At 33.4% G+C, this 14,521-nt stretch carries 17 protein-coding genes and 2 pseudogenes; 6 read left to right on the top strand and 13 right to left on the bottom strand.

What is annotated here, in order from left to right; genetic code table 11:
• Positions 1-48: 48 nt before the first annotated feature.
• Positions 49-864 (bottom strand): alpha/beta fold hydrolase, encoded by an 816-nt coding sequence (locus NSQ89_RS08110; RefSeq protein WP_341132450.1) that lies wholly within the window; start codon positions 862-864, stop codon positions 49-51.
• A gap of 46 nt (positions 865-910) precedes the next feature.
• Positions 911-1,381: a DinB family protein gene (locus NSQ89_RS08105; RefSeq protein WP_144581316.1), complete on the bottom strand. Its 471-nt coding sequence runs from the start codon at positions 1,379-1,381 to the stop codon at positions 911-913.
• A gap of 223 nt (positions 1,382-1,604) precedes the next feature.
• Between NSQ89_RS08105 and NSQ89_RS08100 the strand changes: the two are divergent.
• Positions 1,605-2,102: pseudogene (locus tag NSQ89_RS08100) on the top strand (isochorismatase family protein).
• A 1,142-nt stretch (positions 2,103-3,244) separates the two neighbouring features.
• Here NSQ89_RS08100 and NSQ89_RS08095 read toward each other — a convergent pair.
• The 3 genes from NSQ89_RS08095 to NSQ89_RS08085 all read right to left on the bottom strand — a co-directional run bounded on the left by NSQ89_RS08095 (position 3,245) and on the right by NSQ89_RS08085 (position 4,710).
• Positions 3,245-3,826 carry a TetR/AcrR family transcriptional regulator gene (locus NSQ89_RS08095; RefSeq protein ID WP_095321385.1) on the bottom strand — a complete coding sequence of 194 codons (582 nt, stop codon included), beginning with the start codon at positions 3,824-3,826 and terminating at the stop codon, positions 3,245-3,247.
• A 125-nt stretch (positions 3,827-3,951) separates the two neighbouring features.
• Positions 3,952-4,380 (bottom strand): nuclear transport factor 2 family protein, encoded by a 429-nt coding sequence (locus NSQ89_RS08090; protein ID WP_095321384.1) that lies wholly within the window; start codon positions 4,378-4,380, stop codon positions 3,952-3,954.
• A gap of 270 nt (positions 4,381-4,650) precedes the next feature.
• A complete protein-coding gene (locus tag NSQ89_RS08085; protein WP_235850400.1) occupies positions 4,651-4,710 on the bottom strand; it encodes a hypothetical protein in 60 nt (19 codons plus the stop codon).
• A gap of 696 nt (positions 4,711-5,406) precedes the next feature.
• Here NSQ89_RS08085 and NSQ89_RS08080 point away from each other — a divergent pair.
• Positions 5,407-5,835, top strand: a complete 429-nt coding sequence (locus tag NSQ89_RS08080; protein WP_341132449.1) for an RBBP9/YdeN family alpha/beta hydrolase — start codon at positions 5,407-5,409, stop codon at positions 5,833-5,835.
• Positions 5,836-5,937: 102 nt separating this feature from the next.
• Here NSQ89_RS08080 and NSQ89_RS08075 read toward each other — a convergent pair whose 3' ends face one another.
• Positions 5,938-6,123 (bottom strand): DUF3934 family protein, encoded by a 186-nt coding sequence (locus NSQ89_RS08075; RefSeq protein WP_047940202.1) that lies wholly within the window; start codon positions 6,121-6,123, stop codon positions 5,938-5,940.
• A 360-nt stretch (positions 6,124-6,483) separates the two neighbouring features.
• Here NSQ89_RS08075 and NSQ89_RS08070 point away from each other — a divergent pair, with 360 nt between their 5' ends.
• The 3 genes from NSQ89_RS08070 (at position 6,484) to NSQ89_RS08060 (ending at position 8,165) form a co-directional block, all read left to right on the top strand.
• A complete protein-coding gene (locus NSQ89_RS08070) occupies positions 6,484-6,672 on the top strand; it encodes a hypothetical protein (RefSeq protein ID WP_341132448.1) in 189 nt (62 codons plus the stop codon).
• A gap of 407 nt (positions 6,673-7,079) precedes the next feature.
• Complete coding sequence (locus NSQ89_RS08065; protein ID WP_047940201.1) at positions 7,080-7,331, top strand: YueH family protein; 252 nt, start codon at positions 7,080-7,082, stop codon at positions 7,329-7,331.
• A gap of 330 nt (positions 7,332-7,661) precedes the next feature.
• Positions 7,662-8,165 carry a GNAT family N-acetyltransferase gene (locus tag NSQ89_RS08060; protein ID WP_061800545.1) on the top strand — a complete coding sequence of 168 codons (504 nt, stop codon included), beginning with the start codon at positions 7,662-7,664 and terminating at the stop codon, positions 8,163-8,165.
• Between the two features lie 189 nt (positions 8,166-8,354).
• Here the strand turns inward: NSQ89_RS08060 and NSQ89_RS25340 are convergent.
• The 6 genes and pseudogenes from NSQ89_RS25340 to NSQ89_RS08035 all read right to left on the bottom strand — a co-directional run.
• Positions 8,355-8,475, bottom strand: a pseudogene (locus tag NSQ89_RS25340) (HAD family hydrolase); the annotation flags it as partial.
• Between the two features lie 27 nt (positions 8,476-8,502).
• Entirely contained in the window at positions 8,503-8,934 is a 432-nt protein-coding gene (locus NSQ89_RS08055) for an NUDIX hydrolase (protein ID WP_341132447.1), read from the bottom strand.
• A gap of 121 nt (positions 8,935-9,055) precedes the next feature.
• Positions 9,056-9,226 carry a hypothetical protein gene (locus tag NSQ89_RS08050; protein ID WP_156485459.1) on the bottom strand — a complete coding sequence of 57 codons (171 nt, stop codon included), beginning with the start codon at positions 9,224-9,226 and terminating at the stop codon, positions 9,056-9,058.
• 11 nt (positions 9,227-9,237) lie between these two features.
• Positions 9,238-11,499, bottom strand: a complete 2,262-nt coding sequence (locus NSQ89_RS08045) for a histidine kinase dimerization/phospho-acceptor domain-containing protein (RefSeq protein WP_341132446.1) — start codon at positions 11,497-11,499, stop codon at positions 9,238-9,240.
• Positions 11,477-12,169, bottom strand: a complete 693-nt coding sequence (locus NSQ89_RS08040) for a response regulator transcription factor (RefSeq protein ID WP_047940291.1) — start codon at positions 12,167-12,169, stop codon at positions 11,477-11,479. Before NSQ89_RS08040 ends, NSQ89_RS08045 begins: the two co-directional genes overlap by 23 nt.
• Positions 12,170-12,388: 219 nt before the next feature.
• The gene (locus NSQ89_RS08035) at positions 12,389-12,700 is read right to left on the bottom strand and encodes a hypothetical protein (RefSeq protein ID WP_047940197.1); all 312 of its coding nucleotides are present in this window, start codon (positions 12,698-12,700) and stop codon (positions 12,389-12,391) included.
• A 132-nt stretch (positions 12,701-12,832) separates the two neighbouring features.
• On the opposite strand from NSQ89_RS08035, the gene NSQ89_RS08030 reads away from it, so the two are divergent.
• The gene (locus NSQ89_RS08030; RefSeq protein ID WP_047940196.1) at positions 12,833-13,291 is read left to right on the top strand and encodes a DinB family protein; all 459 of its coding nucleotides are present in this window, start codon (positions 12,833-12,835) and stop codon (positions 13,289-13,291) included.
• Positions 13,292-13,692: 401 nt separating this feature from the next.
• Here the strand turns inward: NSQ89_RS08030 and NSQ89_RS08025 are convergent, their stop codons facing one another.
• Positions 13,693-14,487 (bottom strand): SDR family NAD(P)-dependent oxidoreductase, encoded by a 795-nt coding sequence (locus tag NSQ89_RS08025; RefSeq protein WP_341132445.1) that lies wholly within the window; start codon positions 14,485-14,487, stop codon positions 13,693-13,695.
• Between the last annotated feature and the right edge of the window lie 34 nt (positions 14,488-14,521).

The raw sequence follows: 14,521 nt of genomic DNA, 5'->3' as shown, positions 1-14,521 counted from the left end.
CTACTTTTTTTACTATACTTTATTTCCATTCTATCAAACTATTTTTTCCTACATGTCCTCTTCTACCCTATCTAACCATTCATTCATAAGCGCAGTAAATAACTTTGCCTGTTCAATCTGCAAGTTATGCCCGGCTCGATCTAAAATTGCAAATGTTGCTCGGGGATAATTCCCTAAAATTGCAAACGCATCTTGATATCCGACTACCGAATCTTGTTTTCCTAGTAAGAAGACAGTTGGTTTTTGAAATAGGACATCATCGACTGGAAAGGAAAATCCGTAGTTCTTTTGAATTTTATTCAAAAATGCTGTATTCGCTATATTGCATCCTGATAAAATTTCATCCTTATATCGTATCCAATTGTATTCATCTAAAACTACTTGATTGGTTTTGAAATCGTTACGTTCTTCTTCTACTAAGATTGATAAAAATTCATTATCTGCATAAACAATCGTGTGTTCTGGAAGTGTTCTCTTTTCTTTATCTGGTAAAATCATCGGGCAAATGAATGCTGCGCCTAATATTTGCTCTTTATAAAGCTTGATGATTCCTCTAGTTAAGTAGCCGCCATAGGATTCTCCTATAATCAGAAAAGGTTGATTAGCAATCTTTGTCTCTATAAAGCTTGCTACTGCTTTTAACATTTCATCGGAATTACTTATTAAGTCATAATCCATGGTTTTCCCCATGCCAGGTAAATCCAAATATATCCGTCTCCATCCATCTTTCTCTCTAAAAACAGGCTCCATACACCCACTCATGAGTCTATGATCTAGCGTAAATCCATGTAGCATGATAATGGGAATTCCAGTTCCTATATCTTCGTAATATATGTTTGCATTTTTCACTTTGCAGTATGGCATCTTTCTTCCTCCCTATTAATAAAATGTATGTATCTATGGAAGTTCCTTACTCAAATAATGATATATTCAGGTTTTTCCCATAACAGTAGACAAGCAGTGTGTGTAATTGAGCTCTATGATGATAGATATGTGCGACTATTTCTAACAACCACTCGTACCTTGTATAGGTCGCTCCCCAATAAGCTGTAGTCCTTTCTTGTAACTCTATTTCTGTAAGATTCATATAAATATCTTTTAAAGTTTTATAATTTTCTGCAATAGCACTCTTGACATCCTGTATGCTTAATAATGCAACACTCGAATAATATTGATTCATCTCTTTTTGTTTTGCACCGTTCGATATCATTAAATCAGCCTTACAAATAACGGCTATGTGCTCTAAAAGCTCACCTATCGAGCGCTTATTACTTGCTGGCTTTTTCTGTAAGTCCGCCTCTTCAATAACTTCAACCATTTGGATTGTTGTTTTTAAAGCTATTTCTATTTGATTTAGTGCACTATTTATATAGGTATTCACTACTAACTCCCTCCTTTCAACGAATATATGTTCGCTTTTATATTATAGACGAATCTATCATAAGTTCAATATAAATATTCGTTAATTCCGACTTTTTGATCAAGAAAAAATTCAAACCATCCAAAGTTTTAAGTCTATTAGATCGCTTCCATCTTAAATGTCCTTGTCCAGCTCCTTTTCGATTTGCTATACTTTAAAAGAAACGAACAGAAAGTGTAATTATATGAGACAGGCACTTATTATCATCGACATGCAAGAAATTTTCTTTAACCATCGTGAAAATTATTTATTCGATAGAATTCAACTAGTAAAAAACATCAATATACTAATCAATCAAGCACACGAAAAAGATATTCAGGTTATCTTTATCTAACATACAGATCCAAATGAACAGTCCGAGCTTTATGAGGGGAAGGACGATTGGAACCTCCATCATAATCTATTGTTATCCACTACTGATAAGATAATTAGAAAATCTAAATGGGATGCATTTTACCAAACAGAACTTTTGGATTATTTAAAAAGCAAGAAAATCGAACAGCTTATTTTTGCTGGTGCACAAACGGAGTTTTGTCTTGATACTACTATCAGAGCAGCCTATAGCTTGGGATTTCAGCAGAATCTCCTTTATCAAAACACTCATAGCACCATTAACAGCTCCATTTTAAATGCAGTTGATATTATTAACCACCATGAATCTATTTGGAATAATCGGTTTTAAACAATCATAAATGAAGAACTGAAATTATAAATATCTTCTGGCGTAATACACTATGTTATTTTTTTATTACTCTAGATCGTAGTATTAGGATAAGATTAAATAAATTACACCTGATTGATGGATTTGGCGCATCACCTGAAATAAATTGGCTTTCTGATCTTGAAATGTTATTACTTTAGATTCAAGTTAATTAACAACAAATGAGTATTAAATAATTATTGTTTACAAAATCAGAAGAATCAAGAAAATCTTATCAAATAACCAAATAAAATAAGAACTATACTGGACTTTCACTTTATATTTAGATAATTATTAACATTTCGGAAATTTTGTATACTAAGCAAACTTCAACTTAAAAAAAGCCGAATTCCCGAACTCTAAGGAATCGACTTTTTTATTTTTGATTCTTAAACTAAAAATTCCGATGGTTAAAGAGCGAAAACCCTCTAACGGAAAACCCCAGAAAAGCTGTGAAAATATCTTCTTGGGTTGTTCTATCTTTCTTAACTTTTATTTAGGGAACGTTATTAATATAAATCTATAAAATATATATACAATGTTTAAAGATTTTTAATTACCCTGTACCTACAATTTGGATTTCAAGTCCCCTTGTAGTAAAAAGTTGTTTGGACTATATGACTTATCTTACACAGAGAATATTTTCAAGAAAGTATACGTTTTTGAACGTCTGTTGCTGAAATTGCTAAAAGAGTGTACCAATTTCTGCTGGTTTAGGTACAGCTTTTTGTTCAGAATCAGTCTATTAAACAATGCTCTATTTCTTTCTGCCATATTGAAGAAATGCTGAGCCTTCTACACATGCTTTTTAATATACATTGAAGCTTTGTTTAACACTTCGGTAAAGAATGGAACGGCTTCACTAAGAATTGGCACTTCAATTCCATTAAGATCAATTATTCCTTGGAAAAGTTATATCTTTATTAAATTAATTACCTGATTATTTAACATTATCATATATTTTTCTCTAAAAAGTACTTCTAATTACATTACCACAACGTGAGGCACTAGATACAACCGGGCAGCTGTCTCACTTCACAAATTTATTCTACAAGTCAAAAATGTTAATATTAGACTAAACGGTCAATAATAAACGCAATGTAAGAAGCCTTATTAGCTTCACCCTAGTCCAATGTTGATAATACAATGGAAACAAAATCATCTAAAACCTTTGGATCAGATGATAATTTAGAAACTTGTGTAAGTGAATATCGAGAATGGTTCAAATACTTAGCCAGAGCTTCTATATCTTTTTGCAACTCAATTTCCCCATTTTCTTGACCACGTATTAGTGATTTATAAAAAGCTTCTTCTAACCTTCTTATATCCATTTTGAAAAACTCCGCAATTTCCCTATCATGAGGTACTTGAGAGATTGCACTATCCAAAATAAAGCACTCTTTACGTTTTTCATCATCCTTTAAAACGTATACCACTTCATAAAAAACTTTACTTATTGCTTCTTTAACTGATCCTGGATGTTCCAAATAAGATATTACCGTAGCGGTTTTTTCATTAATATAATGTTTTACTGCAGAAATAAAAAGGTCCCTTTTGGTACCATAAGTATCATAAAGACTTTGCCGTGCAATCCCAAGTCCTTTAATTAGTAGTGGCAGTGAAGTCCCTTCATATCCATAATGACCGAATACCTCCATGGCTTTATGCAATACTTGGGTAGTATCAAATTCCTTGTTTCTTGCCAAAGTGATAACCCCTTTTTTCTATCATACTAACTTTTTTAGAACGTACAGTCAAGAAATAGATAGGTTTAGAAATTATGCGTATCTAATTTGGGATTGAGTTACTTAGGGAATGGAACAAATTCATTTTAACTTCCAATTGAATCAATGAACACTAGTGGATTCCAGTAATCCTTATAACGAGTAATAAATCCATCTTTTGTTTCCACTACACTAATATATTTTTGGTTGTATGGTTTGCCTGTTTCACGTTGCTTTCCAATAGAATTGAGCTCTGCAATAACTAGTTCAGGATCTTCTGTTATATGAAAAATAGGATCTGTAAACTCTACTTCAAAGTTTTCAGGGAAACTTTGCATATAATCATAAATATCCTCTTTCCCTACCAGCATATCTGGATAGCCTTTCGGAGCATATGGAAATTCTAATACCCCGCCTTCTGCCCAAAGATTGATCCATGATTTAATATCTCCACTAGATAGATGTTTTAGATGTTTATTAAATATCTCCTGTGCTCTTTCGCGGATTTCTTCTACTGATAATGCTTGATTATCCATTATTATCTTCCTCTCTTTTTATTATTGACTATTCAGTCTAGAAATATCAAAAAAATAAGGTTCTGTAATAAATAATTACAGTTCCCCTTCCTGACAAATCCATCTTATCACTTTCTGGACTGTCCAGTCAATAATTATTTTGGTTTCTTTTTGGACATTCTACTTTTTATTCTTATCTACTAATTCTCTAATAGCAATTACGAATTGAATCCCGCCTTTTAATCTTAGAGTATACATACAAATTGTAACATCCAGCAAAGTTTGCAGTTGCTAAGTTAGTATTCTTTGTGATATTCCCGATATTAATCGTTTAAGTTCATTAAATCTGATTGTTTTTTCGGATAATATATCGATTTTGATACCTTTCCATTTTCACCTACAATCTGTAAAGCCGTCTCAATTGGATAAGCTCTTATAACCTCTTCACTGTATTCTCCATTATTTTTTTAACCTATATCCCATAATGCCACCCCATTCATTAAGTTACAAAAATGAGCATATTTACATGTACCAATCATTTTCACTATATTTAATATATCAGAAATGAAAGAGTTCATATCATGATCACATGTTAATAGTCGAGACGAGACATGAATACATTTTGCAGGAACAGATTAAGAAAATGATTAAGGGTGGATATTTTATGGATTAATCCAAAATAGTATTAATAACTGGCGATAACAAAGGAATTGGTTTTGAGACAGATAGACAATTAGGGAAAATAGGAATGAGATTTTAATAGGATTGAGAAATGGAAAAAGGGGCTTGAGGCATTAGCATTATTAGAAAAGGAAGATATTAAAGCTAAAACAGTGGGTATTGAGGTTTCATACCCCACTCCCATATTCTCCGTTGTAGAAAACATTGAACAAGAAAATGGTTTGCTTGATATATTGATTAACAATGCAGGCGTGTTTTTGGAAGGTAATATCACTCAGAATAACTTCCCCCCTCTTTCTTTTTGTTTTTCACTACTTTATCTTAGATTTAAAAAACGCCTTTAATATCAAATAGTGGACTATACGGATGGCACCCATCGCAAATGTTACGCAATGGGATCTCGACTTAGATAGAGCTATCAAAGAACCGAAAGATGCTTATTTTATTTGCCACAGTTTAGGCTTTATTACGTTTTTAAGATACCTTTCACGTAATAATGTACTAATTAAAGGGGCTATTTTTGTTTCTGGATTTGCAGAACCCATTACAGCGTTCCCACAATTTGATCCCTATATGCACGAATTAAATTTGGATAGAATCAAGCATTTCCTGGGAGCATCCTTTTTAATTTCATCCAGAACTGATAGCATCATCGATTGGCAAATCTCAAATTCCTTAGCAAATAAACTTGAAATTCCTTTTATTTTATTACCTTTTGGCGGACATTTTACTTCTGAAGAAGGAATTATTGAGATGCTATCCGTCAAACATATTATTAAAGCAAAATGGTTATAACATTTCCAATAGAGAACTTTCTTGGACAAGAAAACAAAGCGATCCTTCCTAAGGGAAGCATCGCTACTTTATCTATTCAGTAAAAAATTCTTAATATGGAGATTAGTTATTTTTTTCGGTTGAAGCAGGATTGCTAGTATTTTCTGCATTTTTACGATTCTTAACCCCTTTGCTTTTATAAGGCTTGTTACTCTTTGCTTTATTGGCACTAGCCTGCCAACGATTCCAGCCTTTTTTATCTGTTCCTCTGCCTGTACCGCCTTTACCTTTAGCCTTTGCTTTACTCATAAAATCAACTCCGATTTTTCTAATATATTACGTAACATTAATTAGTCTTATCCTTTTATTCTGGTAAAAAACGTACATAATGAACTATTAGTATATAACAGTCTGCTATTGTTTGAAACATTAACCTTTTCAAGAGTTTATTTCTGGTGCTTTCTCTTCCCTACAACTTACACGTTTTCCCAATAGCCGAGCATGACACTAAAAAATGAAACCTTTTTTCTATCAAATCCGTAGAACATGGTGGGGATGACTTTTATGAAGACGAGAATGGTCTAAACGTAATAAGCTGTATAAAAGACAGTCATCTCTTCTACGAATGATAAATTATATAATAAAAAACTATCTTGGGGAGTGAAAAATATGAATAGTACCTTTATCCTGATTATAGCATTAGCAGCAATAGCTATATGGTCTATACAAATATATGAGTTTTTGAAGCCATCGAAAGAACAAAACAATCGCAAAATCGTTTTATTAACATCTGCTGGTTCTATATTCACGATAATTCTTACCGTTTCATTTTTCCAAAATATCCCATTTTTTAAATAATGGGGATTTAACTAATTAATTATCCATTACGATGAAAAGAAAAAAGCATATAAAAATCAACCCCGAACTGTAGACAAACTCCTGTATTTTGGAAATGAAAGTTTGAGTAAAGTATATTTATTAATCTCTTTGAATCTGAATGACCCCGATTTGCCTGCTAAACTGCAGGGTCTCAGACTGAAACTCCCTTTTCCCATAGGGAGTCTTCCCTCTTCACTCCAAGCAATACATAAAAATGCAATTCTACTTCCCCAATATCTTTTTGTCTACTAACTGGTAAATGAACCTTGCTCTTTTTATTTCAAAAATAACAATTCTTTAACAATTTTATTAAATATTCTATTATTGGAAAAAAACGTCGAAAAAAAGGAGTATAATGGAAATAAAAATAGGGGGAGGTTGTTGAAATGATTACTTTATTAGAAGATATTGCCCAACATGGACTAAAAGATACGAAATTATACATCATGAAAACAACTGATTCGTTTGTTATTTCCATCCCTAAAATTAATTGGTCTACCGAAATAAGCAATGCAGAATCTCCACACAATCAATTCGACCATTTACTACATTCCTTAACTTTTCACATGTTTGAAGGTGACTGTTCCCAACTAGCTGAAAGTATCACAAGTTCTATTAGTAAATATGAAACTTCATAATAAATCAAAACTTCCATCAAGTGGAAGTTCATCGCCCACTTGATGGTTTGGTTGTAACTTTCTGATTTAACAGCAAATTTCCCATCTAATTCCCTCCAATAGTTTGATGCTTGCTAACCGTTAAAAGAAGGATAAAATTCCTTTCCCCATTCTATCTTTCTAATTGTATATAATCTGTTATCCTCGTGACTTTTCCTATCCTCTATTTTTCGTTCAATGATATCTTCACTTGTGCGGTCTTCTGGTATTTTTATTTACTTTTGCATGAATTGGTTCCCATACGCTAAAATGATTATAATGACAATAGAATTTTTTAAAGGAGTTTTTATAGTGGATTTACTTTTTACAAGTGAGCGATTAGGTTTTCGTTTATTAACAAAAGAAGATATAGATGCATGTGAACAATTTTGGGGAAATGAGGAAGTAATGAAATATTGTGGCGGCAGCACTTCCTCTGCATTACTGCCTCAAGTTATTGACTTTTATCAGCAATGCCAAGAAGATTTTGGACTCTCCGTTTATGGTGTTATTGATTTGGCAACCAATCAAGTTATTGGAGCAGCAGGCTTTAATATGGAAGATTCCGTTGATCAAGCTGAGCTTATTTTCCATTTCTCCAAACCTAATTGGAATAAAGGGTACGCTACAGAAGCTGGCATTGCCTGTTTAACCTTCGCAAAAGAGCAAGGGAATATCCAAAAAATAAATGCTTCTGCAAGTATTGCGAACAAGGCTTCCTTAGATGTACTTGGCAAAATTGGTTTTCAATATATGGGCATTAAATATTTCGAGGATACCGAGCAAGAAGAAGCTTATTTTGTGTTTGTTTTATAGGTAAATAGATAATAGTTTATTGTAAATACAGTATAGAAAAAGGGAAATCATCAATTCCCCTTTTTCCATACCTGATGGTTCAGCTTTTTTTAAATATCCGCTTATTCAAGCAGGTTCACTCAAAAAAGGTGTGTGAATCCTTATGTAAGTAAACGTCTACTTCTAATTTCTGAAATAACGATTATTATCTTATGGAAAATAACTCAATAAACGATCAAAAGAATGAATTTCGGCAAATGGTTTAATCTCGGTGGGATTTCTTGATCCTGCGAGGAGTAAACCATACACCTTTTATATGGGCATTTTGACACCATTTATATCTATTTCGATGTCATTCTCAAAATTCCACATAAAAAGGCTGGCTCTTCTCATCCAAACAGTATTCTATTCTTTGTCTAAAATTCTTATATTTCACCATGTTGAGCGCTTCCTCAATAGGGAAAAATCCTACTTCTAAACTTTCTGGTGATGTAGTAAATTCCCCGCCAACCGGTTTAGCTAAGAATAATGTATTGCATATAGAACCATTGACATTTTGAAAGATTCCACAAAATTTTATTACTTCAATATCAATTCCTGATTCCTCTTTTGTTTCTCTTATCGCTGCAGCTTTCAGTGACTCTCCCTCTTCCACTTGGCCACCTGGCATTTCCCAGCCTCTTTTGGGTCCTTTGATTAATAAAATTTCCTTTTGTTCATTGATGACAATCGAAGCAGCCGAAACAATATGTTTAGGCGGCGCATATTGCGGTTGTGCATTTTGAGTCAATTGCTTTCCCCCATCCCTTCTTTTTTTGCGATTTTTTGCAATCTTTCCATTATTTTACCATAAATTTCTCCTACGAAAAAATACCTCCTTTTCTAGTTGAAAAGAAAGTATTTTTTCGTATTTATTTTTTCACCATTTCAATGGCTCTATTAACTGCTTTGCGGGCTAATTCTTTCTCTCCTAGGTTATCATCGGCCTGAAGCATTTCCATTACTATTTTTGTTGCTGTCTTTTTATTGCGAGTAATCGGAAATATTAAGGCATACAGCTTGGCTGCTTGTTTTTTATTCATACTTCTTTTCACTACAAATCGCTTAGATTTAATGCGAGCGTAACCTTAAATAGATCGCCATCTGTCTCGATTTTCATCATGCCTTGGTGTAGATCCATAATTGATTTCGCAATCGCAAGTCCTAGACCTGATCCTTCTGTATGCCTCGATGTATCCCCTCGTTTAAAACGCTCATATAATTCATCAAGATTATCGTCAAGCTCATACTTAGATATATTTTTAAACTGCAAAATAGCTTGGTCTTTTTCTAGTTTAATGGAAATATAGACACGTGAATGCTCTAAAGAATATTTCAAAATATTGCCTATTAAATTATCAAATACTCTCCAAAGCTTCTGCCCATCTACAGTTGCATAAATCGACGGTTCTTGATTGGTTACACGAAAATCAAGTGTTGTCGCTTTAATTGTTTCATCATATTCACCTAACGCTTGCTGTAAAAGCTGCACTAAGTCTATTTTTTCCTTCTTTAATTCCACATTGCCGCTGACCATTTTCGAAACCTCGAATAAATCATCAATTAGTACTTTTAATCGTTGGGATTTCCGATCGATAATACCTAGATAGCCCTCTTTTTCTTCCTCAGATAGATTTTTATTCTTCAATAATTCCGTGTAATTGATGATTGATGTTAAAGGTGTTCGCAAATCATGACTAACATTCGTAATTAACTCTGTTTTTAGGCGTTCGCTTTTTTCTTGAGCATTTTGGGAATAAATCACGCCATTTTTTAGTGTATTGATTGTCTCTGCTAATGCTGAAAGTTCACTAGATGCTTTTATATCTAAGTCACTTACTTTTCGACCGCTCCTGATTTCCTTTGTATATAGAACTAACTGACCTAGAAACTTTGCATTTTTCACTAAATAATGGATGGCTGGTATGCCGATAATTATGACCGCAATAAGAAAGAACAACACAAAAAATGGTTCCACAATCACTGCCATTAAACAAAATCCTAGCGCGAAAACAATCATTAAACAAAGGATTAATTTAGTCAATGGACTTCTACTTGAAAATAATAGCAGCATTGGTTTTCCGATTGTTTTAACACATTTTCCAACAAATGTTTTTGTCCAAATTGATTTATCGCCTTTTACTATTTCCTTATATAATAGAGACATTTGGATAAAGAACAAGGATATAAACAGCCAAGCTAAACAGCCAAATAAAATAATTTCCTTCCAATAGGAGCCGTCATTATATAAATTTAATACTATTTGATCATTTACTCCCCATACAACTATAATAGCAACAGCTAAACTTATAAGGAGAAAAATTATACCGATATCAATTGGAATTTTCTTATAAAATGGGTATTCCCATTGTGTTAAAATACTTCTTTTAGTTAAAAGGAGAATACAGCTGGCAACTAGGCTGATGATACTAATAACACTAAAGTAGATCACTTGCTTTTGTTGCGTTTTATAATTATCCATGTCTTTATGCAGCATACTCTTAGTACTTAAATTGTCAGGAACAGCAATAACTCCTTCAAAGCTGCCGATGTTTTTCTTGATGTTATTTAGAATAGACACTTCTATAGCAACCGCATCGGGATCGCCAAACTCATACCACGGAGAATCTAAAGAAATATAATGCTGTTCCCACTCATCCTTTGGATTTATATGGATATCGCCAAGAAATTTTGTATTTTTCTGATTCAGCTTATTCTCAATTGTTTCGCCCGGAGCAAGATTAACATTTGTTACTTTTTCTCCTGTTTTGTTATTTTCAAAATAATAAAGGAAGGAATCAGTCCAGTCTTTATACTCATATTCTCTATTCTGTAATTCTTGATAGTATTCATCTAATTGTCTTGCTTTTTCTTTCTTAATCTTATCTTCTACGTATTCATCACTTTGGAAATTTTTCGTAATATCAGCGATTTTCTTATCTCTTTCTTCTGTATATAGCTGTTCTGCTTCTGAGCTTCCTGTTTCTTTAGCGGTCTGAATTTGCTCTTCATACTGACTTTTTATGTTTTGAATTTGTTCATTTAAATCACCATAATAATAACGATATTCATTTATTTCTTTAGCTGATACGGTTATTTTTTTCTTTGCCTCTTCAATCGGAATATAATATAACTCATTTTCACTTAGAAGATCCTTATAATAGTGCATTCTTTCTTGAAATATCGATGTTTGATAAAAATCCGTGTGTAAATAACGGTTAAACCACATATCTACAGATACAATTCCACTCAGCGCGAGTGTAATAAGCAGTGTCCAGACAATAAAAAGGCCTTTACTTCTCAATTTTGTAGCCAATGCCCCACACCACCTTTAAGAAGCGAGGATTTTTTGGATCCACTTCAATTTTTTCACGTATTTTTCGTATATGTACTGCTACCGTATTTTCGGCATTGTATCCAGGTTCTTTCCAAACACTTTCATAAATTTCCGCAATAGAGAATACTCTGCCAGCGTTTTTCATCAACAAAACAACAATCTTATATTCAATCGGAGTCAGCTTTACACTTTCTCCATTTACGGCGACTTCTTTCGCCTCCTGGTCTAATGTTAATCCATGAAGGTCTATTTTTTTCTTCACCCCATCAAAGGTGCCAAGTGTTACATATCTTCGCAACTGCGATTTCACTCGGGCAACTAGCTCCATTGGATTAAATGGCTTGGTGATATAATCATCTGCCCCTATTTGTAATCCCAATATTTTATCTGTATCCTCGCTTTTAGCTGTCAGCATAATAATCGGAATATTTTTTTGCTCACGAATTTTATAAGTAGCCGAAATTCCATCTAAATTAGGCATCATAATATCCATTAAAATTAAATGAACTGTCTCTCCCACTAAAATCTCCAACGCCTCTATTCCATCACTGGCTTTTAACACCGTAATTCCTTCGTTTTTAAGATATATTTCAATAGCATCTCTTATTTCTTTTTCATCATCCACCACGAGCACATTGACATTCTCCACCTTAAAACCACCTGCTTTCTCTCTCTTCGCTGTCTCTATCATAGAAAAAATTTCTTAACATCTGCCAAGCAAAATTCTTAAGAATTTCTTAATATTTTATCTACCAATTCGATTCTCTTATTCTATCAAAGGAATATGCTGATCACATCCACATTTTTCTGCTTTTTTAATAAAAAAATTTAAAAAGGTTTTCATCAGCGACGATGAAAACCTTTTTTTCTATTGCTTTGCCTTTATTTGTTCCCGAATCTTCTCCAATTCTTCAAGGGACAATTCCCCTAATGACTCTTTAATTTCTTTTTCCATGCGCTTGCGGTTTTTCTCCCGGTATTGATTCCACCAGTCGCGAAGTCCTTCTGTTTGATCCAATATGTATTCAATGTCGATTTCTTCCACTTCATCATCGGAAATATACTCCATTACTGCTGCCAGCATCCGGTTTAATTTATCTTCTTCTCCTTCTTCCTTTTTCATATTCGTCGGTTCTTTTTTTTCTACTTCTTCACTAATCTCTACATCCTTGCGAGGCATTGTTCTCCTCCTGACTGTAATTCTATTTTTTCTATTATTTCCGTTAGACAGATCTCTATTCTTTCAGTGCAGGAAAAAGACAAATATATAGCGAATGTTTATAGTAATTTAATGTTTAAAGGAGTGGATAAAATGGAACCACGTCAGGAAGTTTTGTTTAAACAATTAGAAACCTATCGAAAGGAACTTTTAGGGGCCGTTGAATCGTTGACAGAAGAACAGGCAGAAATCATTCCAGCGAGGTTTAGGAATAATATCCGCTGGAATCTTGGTCACCTATATCTTGATCAGTTATTATGGATTGAGGCATTGACTAAAGTACCCACTGCTATCTCAAAACAATTCAATCAATGGTTTGGTTTCGGTACTACACCAGCCAACTTTACAGAAGAAACACCTTCTTTTACGGAATTAAAAGTACTTTTGCAGTCACAACCACAAGCCATATTAGAGAAGTACGGCGCTGATCTGGAAAAAGAATATCCCCCAATTGATATGGGAATGCAGACAATCGAACAAGTGCTGATTCGTACGATTTTTCACGAAGGCATGCATTTACAGGCGATTAATGATTTGAAAAAATTTATTTAGCTAAAAAGGCATTTGGTAATAGACGTTCTGCAGGCAAGCAAAAGATAAATGATAATATGCTCCTGAGTTAGCATTTTTTGCTAATACTGCCCGAAGTTAGGATATTGACTCTAACTTCGGTGTATGGAAATTATAGTTCAACTTGAAGACTTTCATTAGTTTCAATTTATTTAGTACAAATAGAACATTTTAATTGTTTATTTTTAAACACAAAATCACTATGTATGATTATTAAGTTGCAAAATAATATTAGTATGCAGTTGTTCGCTTTAATAGTAAAAGAGTAATCTACTGTAAACAACGCTTAGCAGAAAAAGAAAACGCACACTCGTCATTTCGACAAAGATTTGTTTATTGAAAGAATTTTTACTTACTCTGAGAGATGAGTAAAGGAAAAAGTGCTAGTAAATAGTCGGTACCATGCCTCCATCCATGCGGATCGGAGAACCTTTAAAAGCGGATGCATAAGGGCTGCATATAAAGGCAGCTAATCTACCTATCTCAGCTGGTCTGATAAATCGCTGGATTTCAGACTGAGGTAGATTTGTGGTCATAAATTTTTTCTCTTTTTCTGAAAATGTCATATCTTCATTAGGATACATCCCCTCAATTATTTGATGAACATTTTCGGAGAGTGTTGGACCTGGCATAATCGTATTAACAGTGACTTCTTTTCCTATTGTTAATTTAGATAGACTTTTTGACAATGATAATAGCATTGTTTTTGTCATACAATATTGCGGCATTTGTCCCGAAGGCATAACTGCTTCTTCACTCGCAATAAAAATAATTCTACCAAAATTATTTTTTATCATTTTCGGGAAGTAAAATTTAGATAATCCATTTGCGGCAAGAACATTGGTATGGATATACTTTTCCCATACTTCATCGTTGACGTCCTCGTATTTCATTATTTCATAAATCCCCGTATTGTTAACTAAAATATCAATTTGAGGATGCTTTTTAAATAATGCTTCCCTTTGTTGAATATCTACTATATCAGCAGTGGCATTTTGAGGGAAGGTATCAGGGAACTCTAGTTTAATTTCATTTACGGTTTGTTCCACCTCCTCGTAATTTCGGCCATTAATTAGTACATTAACACCTTCTTTTGCTAGTTCAATGGCAATTCCTTTGCCAATCCCTCTTGATGATCCAGTGACTAAAGCTGTTTTATTTTTTAAATCTAGCTGCATAATCCATTGCTCCTTTTCGTTTGAAGTAAATTCT

This window comes from Niallia sp. FSL R7-0648, assembly GCF_038007005.1.
Lineage (GTDB): Bacteria > Bacillota > Bacilli > Bacillales > Cytobacillaceae > Niallia > Niallia circulans.
Note: the sequence above shows the minus strand (reverse complement) of the source record. Positions and strands in the feature narration are given on the sequence as shown.

Excerpts from the sequence above, each read along its gene's own strand:
- NSQ89_RS08030 (WP_047940196.1), top strand. The coding sequence starts at position 12,833 with ATGGAACCACGTCAGGAAGTTTTGTTTAAACAATTAGAAACCTATCGA.
- NSQ89_RS08070 (WP_341132448.1), top strand. The coding sequence starts at position 6,484 with ATGAATAGTACCTTTATCCTGATTATAGCATTAGCAGCAATAGCTATA.
- NSQ89_RS08035 (WP_047940197.1), bottom strand. The coding sequence starts at position 12,700 with ATGCCTCGCAAGGATGTAGAGATTAGTGAAGAAGTAGAAAAAAAAGAA.
- NSQ89_RS08025 (WP_341132445.1), bottom strand. The coding sequence starts at position 14,487 with ATGCAGCTAGATTTAAAAAATAAAACAGCTTTAGTCACTGGATCATCA.
- NSQ89_RS08075 (WP_047940202.1), bottom strand. The coding sequence starts at position 6,123 with ATGAGTAAAGCAAAGGCTAAAGGTAAAGGCGGTACAGGCAGAGGAACA.
- NSQ89_RS08065 (WP_047940201.1), top strand. The coding sequence starts at position 7,080 with ATGATTACTTTATTAGAAGATATTGCCCAACATGGACTAAAAGATACG.
- NSQ89_RS08080 (WP_341132449.1), top strand. The coding sequence starts at position 5,407 with ATGGCACCCATCGCAAATGTTACGCAATGGGATCTCGACTTAGATAGA.
- NSQ89_RS08050 (WP_156485459.1), bottom strand. The coding sequence starts at position 9,226 with ATGAATAAAAAACAAGCAGCCAAGCTGTATGCCTTAATATTTCCGATT.
- NSQ89_RS08110 (WP_341132450.1), bottom strand. The coding sequence starts at position 864 with ATGCCATACTGCAAAGTGAAAAATGCAAACATATATTACGAAGATATA.
- NSQ89_RS08090 (WP_095321384.1), bottom strand. The coding sequence starts at position 4,380 with ATGGATAATCAAGCATTATCAGTAGAAGAAATCCGCGAAAGAGCACAG.